Annotated in this window: 13 protein-coding genes; 2 read left to right on the top strand and 11 right to left on the bottom strand. The window is 69.1% G+C overall.

Annotated features, from left to right (window positions below):
• Window positions 1-361: 361 nt before the first annotated feature.
• From CEK69_RS19080 to CEK69_RS19055, 6 genes are all read right to left on the bottom strand, one after another.
• On the bottom strand, window positions 362-1,444 hold the full coding sequence (locus tag CEK69_RS19080) for a VacJ family lipoprotein (protein WP_152247385.1): 1,083 nt from the start codon (window positions 1,442-1,444) through the stop codon (window positions 362-364).
• 3 nt (window positions 1,445-1,447) lie between these two features.
• A complete protein-coding gene (locus tag CEK69_RS19075; RefSeq protein ID WP_152247383.1) occupies window positions 1,448-1,765 on the bottom strand; it encodes an STAS domain-containing protein in 318 nt (105 codons plus the stop codon).
• The gene (locus CEK69_RS19070) at window positions 1,755-2,423 is read right to left on the bottom strand and encodes an ABC transporter substrate-binding protein (RefSeq protein ID WP_017909943.1); all 669 of its coding nucleotides are present in this window, start codon (window positions 2,421-2,423) and stop codon (window positions 1,755-1,757) included. The genes CEK69_RS19075 and CEK69_RS19070 overlap by 11 nt, the downstream gene beginning before the upstream one ends.
• Window positions 2,420-2,959 carry an outer membrane lipid asymmetry maintenance protein MlaD gene (mlaD, locus tag CEK69_RS19065; RefSeq protein ID WP_152247381.1) on the bottom strand — a complete coding sequence of 180 codons (540 nt, stop codon included), beginning with the start codon at window positions 2,957-2,959 and terminating at the stop codon, window positions 2,420-2,422. The genes CEK69_RS19070 and mlaD overlap by 4 nt, the downstream gene beginning before the upstream one ends.
• A 103-nt stretch (window positions 2,960-3,062) precedes the next feature.
• Complete coding sequence (locus CEK69_RS19060; protein WP_017909945.1) at window positions 3,063-3,812, bottom strand: MlaE family lipid ABC transporter permease subunit; 750 nt, start codon at window positions 3,810-3,812, stop codon at window positions 3,063-3,065.
• Window positions 3,812-4,603 (bottom strand): ATP-binding cassette domain-containing protein, encoded by a 792-nt coding sequence (locus tag CEK69_RS19055; protein ID WP_017909946.1) that lies wholly within the window; start codon window positions 4,601-4,603, stop codon window positions 3,812-3,814. The genes CEK69_RS19060 and CEK69_RS19055 overlap by 1 nt, the downstream gene beginning before the upstream one ends.
• A 329-nt stretch (window positions 4,604-4,932) precedes the next feature.
• Between CEK69_RS19055 and CEK69_RS19050 the strand changes: the two genes are divergently transcribed.
• Complete coding sequence (locus tag CEK69_RS19050) at window positions 4,933-5,220, top strand: hypothetical protein (protein ID WP_017909947.1); 288 nt, start codon at window positions 4,933-4,935, stop codon at window positions 5,218-5,220.
• Here the strand turns inward: CEK69_RS19050 and CEK69_RS19045 are convergent.
• From CEK69_RS19045 to CEK69_RS19025, 5 genes are all read right to left on the bottom strand, one after another.
• A complete protein-coding gene (locus CEK69_RS19045; protein ID WP_152247379.1) occupies window positions 5,213-5,782 on the bottom strand; it encodes a GNAT family N-acetyltransferase in 570 nt (189 codons plus the stop codon). The two genes, CEK69_RS19050 and CEK69_RS19045, sit on opposite strands and share 8 nt — an antisense overlap.
• Window positions 5,783-5,792: 10 nt before the next feature.
• Window positions 5,793-6,329: a tail fiber protein gene (locus CEK69_RS19040; protein WP_148829783.1), complete on the bottom strand. Its 537-nt coding sequence runs from the start codon at window positions 6,327-6,329 to the stop codon at window positions 5,793-5,795.
• A 59-nt stretch (window positions 6,330-6,388) separates the two neighbouring features.
• Window positions 6,389-6,916 carry a tail fiber protein gene (locus CEK69_RS19035; protein ID WP_148829784.1) on the bottom strand — a complete coding sequence of 176 codons (528 nt, stop codon included), beginning with the start codon at window positions 6,914-6,916 and terminating at the stop codon, window positions 6,389-6,391.
• A gap of 68 nt (window positions 6,917-6,984) precedes the next feature.
• Window positions 6,985-7,530 carry a tail fiber protein gene (locus CEK69_RS19030; RefSeq protein ID WP_148829785.1) on the bottom strand — a complete coding sequence of 182 codons (546 nt, stop codon included), beginning with the start codon at window positions 7,528-7,530 and terminating at the stop codon, window positions 6,985-6,987.
• A 125-nt stretch (window positions 7,531-7,655) separates the two neighbouring features.
• Window positions 7,656-7,940, bottom strand: a complete 285-nt coding sequence (locus CEK69_RS19025; RefSeq protein ID WP_152247377.1) for a hypothetical protein — start codon at window positions 7,938-7,940, stop codon at window positions 7,656-7,658.
• Between CEK69_RS19025 and CEK69_RS19020 the strand changes: the two genes are divergently transcribed.
• On the top strand, window positions 7,873-12,861 hold the full coding sequence (locus tag CEK69_RS19020) for a putative Ig domain-containing protein (RefSeq protein WP_226975233.1): 4,989 nt from the start codon (window positions 7,873-7,875) through the stop codon (window positions 12,859-12,861). The two genes, CEK69_RS19025 and CEK69_RS19020, sit on opposite strands and share 68 nt — an antisense overlap.
• The last annotated feature ends 283 nt before the right edge of the window (window positions 12,862-13,144 follow it).

Below are 13,144 nucleotides of genomic sequence, written 5' to 3'. Positions count from 1 at the left end.
CCGCAGCGCGCCTTCCGCGCTTCGCGCTCCAGGTTCGCAGCCACGACGGGGATTCGCGGAAGGGGCATCCTGCCCCTGCCGCGAACGGCGCACGTCCCTGTGCGCCGCCCTTCGGGTTTTTCCCCGCCGTGGCTGCCGCGCCGAGGGGACCCCGGTAAATCAACAGCCAAAGCAATAGCAACAGCCAGAGCAAGAGCGAAGCGACGGCACGTCGACGTCCGCTGCGGATACGGCATCACCCGCTGCAACCCAACAGCCATTCCACTCTGCGCTGCTACTACTGTGCGCGATGGCAAAAAAGTTCAGGCACAAAAAACCCGGCCGAAGCCGGGGTTTTCTGTGCTGCCTACGTGCAGGCGACTCAGCGACCGCCACGCCACTCCGGGACCGGCATCGCATCCACCGGCACCGTCGGATTGGTCTCTTCCTCGCGCAGATAGGCCGGCAGATCGTCGTCCTGACGCTTGTGCCCGCGCATGTCGCTCTCGATCTGATAATTACGGCGCTGCAGCCACGCATCGCGGGTCAACTGGTACTCGTCCGGCGCCTGGTCGCGCAGACTGTCCAGCGACAGCAACTGCGCGCGCGTGTCGACCAACTGCAGGCCCTGCAGACCGATGCGCACCCGGTCTTCCTCGATCTGCTGCAGTGGCGACAGCGGCGCGTCGCCGACCAGGCCGAACGCATCGCGCACCGTGCGCGGGCCGAACAACGGCAGTTCCAGGTAGCGCGAGCGGCGCCAGCCCCACACACCCAGGGTCTGGCCGAAGTCCTCGCTGCGCCGCGGCAGGTTGGCGTCGGTGGCCGGGTCGAAGATGCCGCCGATGCCCAGCGTGCTGTTGATCAGGAACCGGCTCAGGGTCTGCCCCGCCTGCAGCGGACGGCCCTGCAGCAGCTGGTTGACCATGGTCAGCGGCGAGCTGAGGTTGTCGAAGAAGTTGGTCACGCCCAACCGCACCGGCCGCGGCACCACGTTGACGTAGGCGCGTGCCAGCGGCCGCGCCACGCCACGGTCGACCACGTTGTTGAAGGCGTGCACCTTGCGGTTGAACTTCTCCCACGGATCGTAGCTCTGCGGTGCAGGCACGCCCTCCGGCAGGGTCGGATCGGCGACCGGGTTGTACGGGTCGCCGCCGTACAGCGCGGCGTAGTCGTCCTCGGCCGAAGTCGGCGTGCCGTTGGCCGACACGGTGCCCGGGGCAGCACTCGCCGGCGGCATCGCCGCAGGCGCGCTTGCCGGTGCCGGCGCGGCGCCGGTGTCCATGCCGGTGGCGCTGTCCGCGGTCGCCTGTGTGGCGTGCGTATCGGGAGCCGCGGCGCTGTCGCCGGCGGCCGGCGCGGTCTGTGCCACCGGCGGCGGTGGCGGTGTGCGCTTGGGCGCGCCAGCGCAGGCGCCCAGGGCGGCGGCCAGGGTCAGGGAGGTAAGGATACGCAGCACGTTCATGTGTCAGCTCGCCGCAGGGGGAGAGTGGAAGTCCAGGGTCGAGGCCAGCCGGTAGGCGGCGCTCAGGTCGGTCAGGCCGGCCGGGGCGCCGTGAATGGCGACCTCGGCCTGGCCCTGGGCACGCAGGCGCGCGGCAAGTTCGGCGAGCAGCGCCAGGCCGGCGCTGTCCACCCGCGAGACGGCCTGCAGGTCCAGCGCGCGTGCGCCCGGCAGCGCGCGCAGCGCTGCCGGCCACAGCGCGGTGGCCGCCGCACGGTCGAGCACGCCGCTCAGCGTGAGCGTGTCGCCGTCGCGGCGCAACTGCGGCGCATCACTTGCCACTGTTGCCCGCCGGTGCCGCCTGCAGCGTGCCGTTGCGCAGCTCGGCCGCAACCTCGGGGATCGACTTGTTGCGCAGCGGGGTGTCGAACTGGTTGCGGAAGGTCTGCACGTAGGACACGCCCTCCACCATCACGTCGAAGATCTTCCAGCCCGCGCCAGTGTTGCGCAGCAGGTAGTCCACCGGCACCGGGTCGCCGCCGCTGCGCAGCAGCTCGGTGGAGACCTTGACGCCGCGGCCGCCGGGCAGCGGGGTTTCCGACTTCACCCGCACCTGCGGCTTGCCTTCGAAGGTCAGCAGCGAGGTGCCGTAGCGTTGCATCAGATTGTCGGCCATCGCGTCGCCGAACAGCTTGACGTCGGCGTCGGAGGCGCCGCGGCCGTGCACGCCCAGCACCAGGCGGGCGGCGTAGTCGCGGTCGAAGGACTTGTTCATCTCGCTGTCGATGAACTGGCGCAGCGCGGTCGGGTTGCTCTTGAACTCGCTGCGGCGCTGCTCAAGCGTGGTCAGGATGCGCGTGCTGTTCTCCAGCACCACTTTGCTGGCCGAACCGGCCTGGGTGGCGGCGGCGGCCGGCGCGGCGGCCTGGGCCAGGGCGGCGGAGGGCGCGGCCACGGCCAGCGCGGCGGCGAGAGCGGCGGAAAGCAGTTTGATCGTCATGGCTTGGGTTCCGTTGCGGGCGTGGTGGGGTCGGCCGAGGGTGCGGCAGCGGGTGTTGCGTTCTTGTCGCCGCCGGCGCCGCCGCCGCCGAACATGTACTTGCCGACCAGCTGGATCAGGTCCACCGCCGGCTGGGTGAAGGCGATTTCCTGGCCGGGCTTGAGCGTGTCGGGGTCGCCGCCGGGCTGCAGGCCGACGTAGCTCTCGCCCAGCAGGCCGCTGGTCAGGATCGCCGCCGAGGTGTCGGCCGGCAGGTCCTTGTACTTGTCGTCGATGGACAGGGTCACCACCGAGTCGAACTTGGTCGGGTCCAGGTCGATCTTGGCGACCTGGCCGATGATGACGCCGCCGATCTTCACCGGCGCCTGCGCACGCAGCTGGCCGATCTGCGAGAAGCGCGCGACCAGGTCGTAGCGGTGGCCGCCGAAGCCCCACTGGCGGTTGGTGGAAGCCAGCGCCAGCACCAGCAGCGAGGCCAGGCCCAGCAGCAGGAAGGCGCCGACGGCGAACTCGAGACGGGGACCACGGAGAGCCATAACGTGTCTACCTTGTTGATTCAGCGTGGCCGCGGCGCCAGTGCCGCGACCGGGATGTTGCCGCGGAGCCTGCCGTCGCCGGCCGGCACCGCGTTGGCGCCGCTCAGCGGAACAGCAGCGCCGACATGACGAAGTTGAACATCAGCACCAGCAGCGAGGCGTTGACCACGGCGCGGGTGGTGGCCACCGAAGTGCCCTCGATGGTCGGCTCGGCATGGAAGCCGACATAGGCCGCCACCAGCGCCGCCGTGCCACCGAACACCGCCGACTTCAGCATCGCCACGCCGAAGTCGTCCCAGAAATCCACGCTGCTCGACAGCGCCGACCAGAACGTGCCGCGGTCCAGGCCGAGCGCCGCCACCGCCTCGAAATAGCTGGCGCTGATCGCCAGCGAGCAGAAGATGCCGGTCAGCAGCGGCACGGTCAGCACCGCCGCCCAGAAGCGCGGCGCCACCGCCTTGGCCACCGGATCGATCGCCATCAGCTCCAGCGCCTTGATCTGGTCGGTCGCACGCATCAGGCCGAGCTCGGCGGCGATGGAACTGCCGGCGCGGCCGATGAACAGCAGCGCGGTCAGCACCGGCGCCAGCTCGCGGTACAGCGACAGGCCGAGCAGCGTGGACAGCGCATCGGAGGCGCCATAGGTCTGCAGCGTGCGGTAGCCCTGCAGGGTCAGCACCAGGCCGACGAAGGCGCCGCCCACCGCGATGATCGGCAGCGAACGCGCGCCGACCTTGTAGATCTCGCGGATCAGCTCGGCCAGCAGGTCGCGGGTCGGCAGCGAGCCGCGCAGCACGGTCAGGAAGAACAGCCCGGCGCGGCCCAGGGAACGGATCGGGGCAACGATGGCCATCAGGCGGCGCTCCGCGCGCGCTGCGGCGCATCGAACGGGATCGGGCCGTCGGGACGGCCGTGCAGGAACTGCTGCAGCAGCGGATCGGTGCTGGCCTGCAACGCCTGCGGGGTGCCGGCAAAGACCACGCCGCCGTTGGCGATGGCCACGGCCTGGTCGCAGATCGGCAGGGTCTCGTGGACGTGGTGGCTGACGATGATGCTGGTCAGGCCCAGGGTGTGGTTGAGGCGCTGGATCAGGCTCATGATCACGCCGGAGGCGATCGGGTCCAGCCCGGTCAGGGGTTCGTCGTAGATCATCAGCGGCGGGTCCAGGGCCAGCGCCCGCGCCAGCGCCACGCGCCGCGCCATGCCGCCGGACAGCTCGCGCGGCCAGGCGTCGGCAGCGGCCAGCAGGCCCACCGCGTGCAGCTTCAATGCGACCAGCCGCTGCAGCACCGGTTCGGGCAGGCGGGTGTGGGCGCGCAATGGCAGCGCCACGTTCTCGGCCACGCTCAGGTCGGTCAGCAGGCCGTTGCCCTGCAGCAGCACGCCGATGCTCTTGCGCGTCTCGCGCAGCGCACGGCTGCCGCGCGGCAGCGGCTTGCCGAACACCTGCAGCGTCCCCGCGGCCGGCTCCAGTTCGCCGGTCAGCGCCGCCAGCAGCGTGGACTTGCCGCTGCCGGAGGGGCCGAGCACCGCGGTGATGCTGCCGCGCGGCACGCTCAGCGAGACGTCGCGCAGGATCGCCCGGCCGCCGCGGTCGATGCGCACGCCCGACAACTGCACCAGATTGGATTCGGAAGACGCCATCGCGACCTTTAACGAAAATACAACATAGGATCGATCCGTTCGGCTGAACTTAACCGAACTGGCCCGTGCAGTATTGTGGCACTGCGCGGGCCGGTGTGCGCGCCCGCTTCGCCCCGTTCATGCAACAGCGTGTCATACGGCCGCGCATTGGTCGCCGGCGACGCCGCATCGGCTCGGGATGGCCGCCACCGCGCCAGCGCCTCGCAGCTGCACTTGAGGGGTGAACAAAAGGCGGTGTGGACAAATGCCCGCACAGCGCTTGTGCGCGTCGCGACGGCACGCGACGATGCCGGCATGGCGACCGTGCCGAACCACACCTGGAGTCAAGGATGGAGCTGTTGAGCTTGGAACACTTCGCTGGAAGCGTGAACGAGACGTTCTCGGCGCAGTTGAACGAAGGCGAGGTCGCATTCGTGCTGGTCGAGGCGCGGCCGCTGCCGACGCCGCCCGCGGCGCGGCGCGCCCCGTTCTCGCTGCTGTTCCGCAACGGCTCGGCTTTTCTGTTTCCGCAGCAGACCTACCAGATGCGCCATCCGCGCCTGGGCGAGATCGGCATCTTCCTGGTGCCGGTCGCGCGCGAACGCGACGGCTTCCTGTATCAGGCGGTGTTCAACTGACGCGCGCGTCCGGCTTCGTGCCAGCGCCATCCCAGCGCATGGCCAGATGGGTCTGGCCGGCCTCGCCGGCAACGAAGCCCAGCCGCGCGTAGAGCCGCTGCGCTGCGGGATTGGCATGCAGCACGTGCAGTGTCAGTGCGCGCCCATCCGCATGCGCGAGCGCCTGTGCCTGCGCGATCAGCGCGCCGCCGATGCCGTGGCCGCGGCAGTCCGGCAGCAGGCTGATATCGACCAGGACGTGCGGATCCGTGCTGCGGTCCAGATACAGCCGGCCCAGCCGCGCGTGCGTGTCTTCCACGACCAGGAAGTCCGCGCCGGGAAAGTGCTGCAGATAGTGCGCATGCTGCAAGGCGAACTGCTGGTCGAGAAAGGCGCGCTTGGCTGGCTCCGGCCAGGGGACTGCGGCCAGTTCGTCGCGGCGCGTACTGGCGTATAGGTCGCGCAGCCAGTCCAGGTCTGCCGAACGCGCCGGCCGCACGCCGATGCCGCGTGCCTGCAGCACAGCGGGCGCTGCCCACCCGGCGTCCCGTTGCGGAAAGCCGGGCGAGGCGGCGATCGACATCACGCCTGCCTCAGTTGAAGACCGGATAGTTGCCCTGCAAGGCGATGCAGAAGTTCACCGCCAGATACGGCTGCCGGTTCTCGTGCGCCTGGCCGATGCCGGTGGGCATCAACATGGTCGGGGAGAACTGCGTGTTCGGCGCGACCGCGTTGTATGGACGCGCGTTGCTGCTACCGGGGGAAGACAGCGCGGCGCCACTGACGGGCGTGCCACTCTTCTTTGTTTGGTCCGACAACGAAAATGAGTTGACGCCATGCTGGTGCATGGGAATCTGCGTGCTCTGCAGGCTGACCGATGCCGAGCCGAAGTTGCTGCCCAGCGTGTGCGGCGTCAGGCCCGGCCCCGCGCCCTGCTGGCAACCGGCGCGCGTGACGAAATTCGGCAGTTGGAACGTGGTGGTGCCATTGCCGCCGTAGGCCACGCCGAGCAGGGAATACAGTACGGTGTTCTGCGTGATCGGCAGGGTGGCGCCGTTGCACAACGCCCAGCCGTACGGGTTGTAGTCGAAGCCGAACAGCTGGATTTCGCCGATATAGGGTTCGGTCATGAGCGGATTCCTCCGATGAGCGGATGCGTGCCGCAGCCTTGTCGGCGCGGCGCAGGGGGTCAGGCCTGTTGCGGGAAGATGCCGGTGGTGGCGATGCAGTACTGCACCGTCAGCGTCGGCATGGTGTTGTCATGCGGTTGGTTGCCGCCGGCGAACGAAGTGCTTTGCCCGGACATCGCTTGCGCAGTTGCGCCAGTGGTGCTTGTGAGATAGAAAACGTCGCCGGTCACCGCGCCTGGCAACAGGCCTGAGGGCGCCGTCGCTGTCGCCGCTGCGGTGGTGGCCTGGGCGACGTGCGTATGTGCAGGCATTTGCAGGTCTGTCAACGTCACCGTCTCGGTGCCGGCCTGCTGAGCGAGCACGTAGTTGCTCAGGCCCGGCCCCTGGCCCTGGTGGATCGGCAGCCGACCGCGCAGATCCGGCACCGCGAAGGTGCTGGTGCCGTTGCCACCGTAGGCAGTGCCGAGCAGGACGTACAACGGTTCGTATTCGGAGATCTGCAGCAGCGAGCCGTCGCACGCCTGCCAGCCCTGGGGCGTACGGCCGAAGCCGAACATGCGGATTTCGCCGATGAAGGGAGTACCCATGAGATGCTTCCTGGTCGATGAGGCGCCACGCGCACGACTGTGCGCGGCGTGCCCGGATGCGGATGCGCCTAGCTGCGCGAAGGGAAGATGCCGGACAGCGCGACGCAGAAATTGAGCGTGGTGTACGGCTGCACGTTCGGATGCGCCTGGCCGCCACCCTGTGTGCTTACCGTGGCTTGCGATAGCGGAACCATGCTTCCAGGCGCAGCGTACAGCGATGTCGCCGCTCCAATAGTGGCGCCATTGTTCGCGAATAGGCGTCCGGTCGGGTTGCGGCTGTTGCCTGCGGCGCTGGCGCATTCCATCAAGTGGAGATGGGCCGGCAATTGGTCGGTCACCAGCGTCACTGTCTCCCCACCCGCCGCCTGACCCATCGGCAACGCAGGCGGCTGCCACGCCGGGTCGGCCGATGGCCCATAGCCTACCGGCGTGCGCCCGCGCATGTCCGGCAAGCCGAACGTGGTCTTGCCGTCGCCGCCGAAGCGGGTGCTGAGCAGACTGAACAGGGCCTGGTTCTGATTGATCGGCAGCAATTGCCCGTTGCACTGCGCAAAATATTTTGGCGCAAACGCGAAACCGGTCAGCATGATCTGACCGATGAAGAACTCGCTCATGCGGATCTCCCCCCGGAGTGGATGACGCCAGACCTCGTGTCTGGCGCCAGACTACTTAATCACGACTTCGGCGACTTGCAAGCGACGATTTTGCTGAACCAGACAGACGTGACGCATTTGTTGCTTTACGCGGCGTCGGATTTGCTGTTCCAATGGCCGCGCGACGCGCATGCCCGATGCTTGCTGGGCCAATGTTCCGCGAAGTCCGAGGCACCAGGATGGCTGCCAGCGCCCATGGGGTGGCGCGTTTTGGGGAATCGAAATATGTCTACGAATTGCACCGGTTTGCGCCGTGGCGCGCGCATCGCATTGCGCTGTTCGATGTTGCTGGTCGTGTTGTTGATGACGACGTTGCACTCCGGGTTGGCCGCGGCAGCGCCTTCCCAGTATTGTCCGACGTTGAACGCCACCGTCGCCCAGGGTGGCTCGGTGCAGATCGACGTCACCACCTGCGACGGCACCGGTGTTGACGACATCGGCGTCGGCTGGAACGGGGTGCAGCCTCCCCACGGCACGTTGGTCGTTCCCAGTCCGAGCGGGGCGCAGGGAACGCAGATCATCACCTACACGCACAATGGCGACAGTGCCACGAGCGACACATTTCCGCTAGAAGACGGCGCTGGCGACACCATTACCGTCAATATCACCATCACCCCCTCGCGCAGCGCCAGCATCACGGTCTCCCCGTCCAGCGCCAACGAGGACAGCGGCACGCCCTTCGTCTACACGGTGACGTTGAGCTCGACCAACAGTTCGGCGACCACGGTGAACCTGACCCGCAGCGGCACGGCCACCAGCGGGACCGACTACACCGGTGCGGTCACCAGCGTCGTGGTGCCGGCCAACGCGACGTCCGCCAGCTTCAGCGTCACCCCGGTCGCCGATACCACGGTGGAGCCGGACGAGACGGTGATCTTCCAGGTGGCCAACGGTACCGGCTACTCGATCGGCAACCCCTCCAGCGCCACCGCCACCATCGTCAATGACGACTATCCCTCGGCAAGCATCGCGGTGTCGCCGGCCAGCGTGTACGAGAACGGCGGCAATAATCTGGTCTACACCGTCTCCCTGAGCCAGCCGTCGCCATCGGCGCTCTCGATCGGTTTCAGCGTAGGCGGGACCGCGACGTCCGGTACCGACTACGCCGCGGTCAACTCGCCGCTGGTGATTGCGGCCGGGCAGACCAGCGGCACGATCACCGTCAGTCCCACCCCCGACACCACGGTGGAGCCGGACGAGACCGTGGTGATCAGCCTCAATGCGGGCAGCGGTTACACCGTCGGCTCGCCGTCCAGCGCCACCGGCACCATCCTCAACGACGATCTGCCGACCCTGTCGATCAATAACGTGTCGCAGAACGAAGGCAATTCCGGCAACACCGCGTTCACCTTCACCGTCTCGCTCAGCCAGCCGGCCGGCAGCGGCGGGGTCAGCTTCGACATCGCCACCGCCAACGGCACCGCGACCGCGGGCACCGACTACATCTCCTCCAGCGTGAACGGGCTGACCATTCCGGCCGGCAGCAGCAGCGCCACCTTCACCGTGCAGGTAATCGGCGATACGCTCAACGAACCCAACGAAACCTTCTACGTCAACGTCACCAATCCAAATGGCGCCACGATCACCGGTGGGCAGGGAGTGGGCACGATCAACAACGACGACGCGCAGCCGTCACTCTCGATCGGCGATGTCAGCGTCACTGAAGGCAACAGCGGCACCACCACGGCCACATTCCCCGTCACCCTCAGCGCCGCCAGCGGCCAGACCGTCACGGTCAACTTTGCGACCACCGACGGCAGCGCCAACGCCGGCAGCGACTATGTCGCCCACTCCGGCACCCTGACCTTCTTGCCCGGCATCACCACGCAGAACGTGGCGGTGACCATCAACGGCGATACCACCGTCGAGCCGGACGAAACCTTCACCGTGAATCTGTCCGGCGCCAGCAACGCCACCATCGCGCGTGCCACCGCCACCGGCACGATCCTCAACGACGATGCAGTGGTGACGATCTCGCCGACGTCGCTGCCGGCGGCCACCGCCGGCACCAGCTACAGCCAGACCCTGAGCGCCAGTGGCGGGACCGCGCCGTATGGCTTCGCGATCACCACCGGCACGTTGCCGGTGGGGATGCTGCTGAGTTCCGCCGGCGTGCTGTCCGGCACGCCCAGCGGCACCGGCAGCTTCAATTTCACCGTGTCCGCGACCGACAGCGGCGCATCACCCATCAGCGGTAGCCGTGCCTATACGTTGACGGTGGCTGCGCCAACCGTGACGCTGCCGGCGACGACCCTGCCCAACGGCACCGCCGGCCAGGCCTACAGCGCGGCGATCACCCAGGCCAGCGGCGGCATCGCGCCGTACACCTATGCCGTCACGGCCGGCGCCTTGCCGGCAGGCGTGACCGTCAACAGTGCGACCGGTGCGCTCAGCGGAACGCCCACCGTGACCGGCAATTTCAGCTTCACCCTGGTCGCGACCGACAGCACCTCCGGAACGCCGGGCCAGGCGTCGCGCAGCTATACGCTGGCGATCGTGGCGCCGACCTTGACCGTCGCCCCGTCCACGCTGCCGTCCGGGACCGCGGGCACCGCCTACAGCCAGACGTTGAGCACCAGCGGCGGGACGGCGCCCTACACCTACGCGCTCAGCTCCGGTGCTTTGCCTGCGGGCCTGAGCCTGAGCAGTGCCGGTGCCCTATCCGGCACCCCGACCGTGGCCGGCAGTTTCACCTTCGTCGTCGGCGTCACCGATGCCGGCAGTTTCGGCGGCTCGCACGCCTACACCCTGTCCATCGCCTCGCCGACCCTGGCCATCACCCCGCCGACGTTGCCGGCAGCGGCGATCAACGCCAGCTACAGCCAGGCGCTGAGCACCAGCGGCGGCACCGCGCCGTACAGCTATGTGCTCAATGCCGGCACCTTGCCGAGCGGGATGAGCCTGAGTGCGGGCGGCGTGCTGTCCGGTACGCCGACCACGGCCGGCAACTTCGCGTTCACCGTGGGCGTTACCGACGCCAACGCCTTCACTGCGGCGCAGGCGTTCACCCTGACGGTGGCCTCGCCGACGCTGACGTTGTCGCCGCCGGCGCTGCCGGCCGGCACCGCGGGCAGCGCCTACAGCCAGGCGCTCAGCGCCACCGGCGGGACCGCGCCCTACAGCTACAGCCTCGCCACCGGCGCGCTGCCGGCCGGCATGAGCCTGAGCGCGGCCGGCGTGCTGTCCGGCACCCCGACCCAGGCGGGCAGTTTCGTCTTCACCGCCACCGTCACCGACAGCACCGCCGGCGTCCCCGGCCAGGCCAGCCGCAGCTACACGCTGAGCATCGCCGCGCCGACCCTGACACCGGGGCAGCCGACCTTGCCTGCCGGCACCGCGGGCACCGCGTACAACCAGACCCTGAGCACCAGCGGCGGCACCGCGCCGTACAGCTACAGCGTGGTCAGCGGCGCGCTGCCGACCGGGCTGAGCCTGACCCCGGCGGGCGTGCTGTCCGGCACGCCGAGCGCGGCCGGCAGCTTCGCCTTCAGCATCAAGGTGAGCGACGCCAACGGCTTCTCGGCCACGCAGGCCTACACCCTGACCATCGCCTCGGCGGTGCCGGCACCGGTGGCGGCGAACGATACCGGCGCCACCCTCGTGGATACCGCGCTGACCCTGGCGGTGACCGGCAACGACACCGGCAGTATCGACAGCATCGCCATCGCCACCGCGCCCAGCCACGGCACCGCGACCGTCGATGGCGTGCGCCTGGTGTACACGCCGGCGCCGGGCTACGTGGGCGTGGACAGCGTGCACTACACCGCCATCGGCGCCGGCGGCAGTTCGGCGCCGGCCGTGGTCACCATCACCGTCAACGCCCGCCCCATCGCGGTGTCGGTGACGGTGCCGGCGGTGACCGGGCAGGCGCAGACCCTGGACGTCACTCGCGACGCCACCGGTGGCCCGTTCGTGGCGGCCGCCGTGGTCGCGGTGCTGCCGGCCAACGCCGGTACCGCCACGATCACCCGCGCGGCCGCCAAGGCCGCCGGCGTGCCGACCGCGGCCGCGGACGACGGCCCGGGCTTCATGCTGACCTTCGTGCCGAACCCGGCCTTCTCCGGCAACGCCACGGTGCGCTTCACCCTGTCCAATGCGTATGCGACCTCGGCCGAGGCGGACATCGTGTTCGTGATCGCGCCGCGCCGGGATCCGACCCAGGATGCGCAGGTGCGCGGCCTGATCGATGCGCAGGCCGAGTCGGCCCGGCGCTTCGCCAAGGCGCAGATCGACAACTTCCAGCGCCGCCTGGAGGCGACCCACCGGGGGGCGCGCGGCTTCGACAACGGCGTGAGCTTCCAGGCCAGCTCGCAGTGCCGCCAGCGCGACCGCACGCTGCAGAGCGATCGCAATCTGGACGCGCAAGCGTGCGACCCGGCCAACCGCGACCTGCGCGACGGCGCCATGGACGGCGGCGCCGACACCGCGTCGGCGGCACCACGCGATGCCACTGCGGCAGGCGATCTGGGCCTGTGGGTGGGTGGTGCGATCCGCTCCGGCAGCCTGGACAGGCAGTCGCAGCGTGCCGGCGTGGATTTCCAGACCGATGGCCTGAGCCTGGGCGCCGATTACCGCGTCTCCTCGTCCTTCGCATTGGGTGCGGGCGTGGGCTTCGGCCGCGACGACAGCGATGTCGGCCGCGACGGCAGCCGCAGCAAGTCGACCGCGTACACGCTGGCGCTGTATGCCAGCTATCACCCGGGCCAGACGCTGTTCTTCGACACCCTGGTCGGCTACCAATTGCTGTCCTACGACCTGCGCCGCTACGTCACCGACAACGGCGCCCTGGCCGAAGGCGACCGCAGCGGCCACCAGTGGATCGCGTCGCTGTCGGCCGGTGCCGATCTGCAGCGCGGCGATTGGCAGATCACCCCGTACGCGCGGGTGGATGCCGCGCGCGCCACGCTCGATGCCTACAGCGAAGCGGCGATGGCGCCGTATGCGCTGCGCTACGAGGACATGGACGTGGCCACCACCACCGGCAACCTCGGCCTGCGCCTGGAATGGCGCCGGCAGATGAGCTGGGGACGGCTGACGCCGCAGTTCCGACTCGAGTACCAGCACGACTTCCAGGGCCGCGGCGACGCCACGCTGGGCTATGCCGACATCGTCGGCGGCACCCTGTACCGCACCGGGCAGAGCGTGTACGACCGCAACCGGCTGATGCTGGGCGTGGGCGTGGTGTTCAGCACCGACCAGGGCCTGTCCACGCGCGTGGAGTACCGCGGCGTGACCGACGGCGACAGCGGCAGCGACCAGACCTGGATGTTCAACGTCGAGAAGAAGTACTGACGTTCAAGCCCCTCTCCCTCCGGGAGAGGGGTTGGGGTGAGGGTTCGACGCGCAGCGACTCGCGATGTTTGGGTGCACGAGGCTGCGCCCGTACCCTCATCCGGCCCTTCGGGCCACCTTCTCCCGGTGGGAGAAGGGAGCGGCTAGCCCCTCTCCCCCCGGGAGAGGGGTTGGGGTGAGGGTCAGGCGCGCAGCGTCTCGCGATGTGTGGGTGCACGAGGCTGCGCCCGCACCCTCATCCGGCCCTGCGGGCCACCTTCTCCCGGCGGGAGAAGGGAGCGGC

Source organism: Xanthomonas sp. LMG 12462, assembly GCF_009192885.1.
Classification (GTDB): Bacteria; Pseudomonadota; Gammaproteobacteria; order Xanthomonadales; family Xanthomonadaceae; genus Xanthomonas_A; species Xanthomonas_A sontii.
Note: the sequence above shows the minus strand (reverse complement) of the source record. Positions and strands in the feature narration are given on the sequence as shown.

What these genes read in the sequence shown, in the direction of transcription:
- CEK69_RS19080 (WP_152247385.1), bottom strand. Translation starts at nt 1,444, where the DNA reads ATGAACGTGCTGCGTATCCTTACCTCCCTGACCCTGGCCGCCGCCCTG.
- CEK69_RS19070 (WP_017909943.1), bottom strand. Translation starts at nt 2,423, where the DNA reads ATGACGATCAAACTGCTTTCCGCCGCTCTCGCCGCCGCGCTGGCCGTG.
- mlaD (WP_152247381.1), bottom strand. Translation starts at nt 2,959, where the DNA reads ATGGCTCTCCGTGGTCCCCGTCTCGAGTTCGCCGTCGGCGCCTTCCTG.
- CEK69_RS19060 (WP_017909945.1), bottom strand. Translation starts at nt 3,812, where the DNA reads ATGGCCATCGTTGCCCCGATCCGTTCCCTGGGCCGCGCCGGGCTGTTC.
- CEK69_RS19055 (WP_017909946.1), bottom strand. Translation starts at nt 4,603, where the DNA reads ATGGCGTCTTCCGAATCCAATCTGGTGCAGTTGTCGGGCGTGCGCATC.
- CEK69_RS19050 (WP_017909947.1), top strand. Translation starts at nt 4,933, where the DNA reads ATGGAGCTGTTGAGCTTGGAACACTTCGCTGGAAGCGTGAACGAGACG.
- CEK69_RS19045 (WP_152247379.1), bottom strand. Translation starts at nt 5,782, where the DNA reads ATGTCGATCGCCGCCTCGCCCGGCTTTCCGCAACGGGACGCCGGGTGG.
- CEK69_RS19040 (WP_148829783.1), bottom strand. Translation starts at nt 6,329, where the DNA reads ATGACCGAACCCTATATCGGCGAAATCCAGCTGTTCGGCTTCGACTAC.
- CEK69_RS19035 (WP_148829784.1), bottom strand. Translation starts at nt 6,916, where the DNA reads ATGGGTACTCCCTTCATCGGCGAAATCCGCATGTTCGGCTTCGGCCGT.
- CEK69_RS19030 (WP_148829785.1), bottom strand. Translation starts at nt 7,530, where the DNA reads ATGAGCGAGTTCTTCATCGGTCAGATCATGCTGACCGGTTTCGCGTTT.
- CEK69_RS19020 (WP_226975233.1), top strand. Translation starts at nt 7,873, where the DNA reads ATGACGACGTTGCACTCCGGGTTGGCCGCGGCAGCGCCTTCCCAGTAT.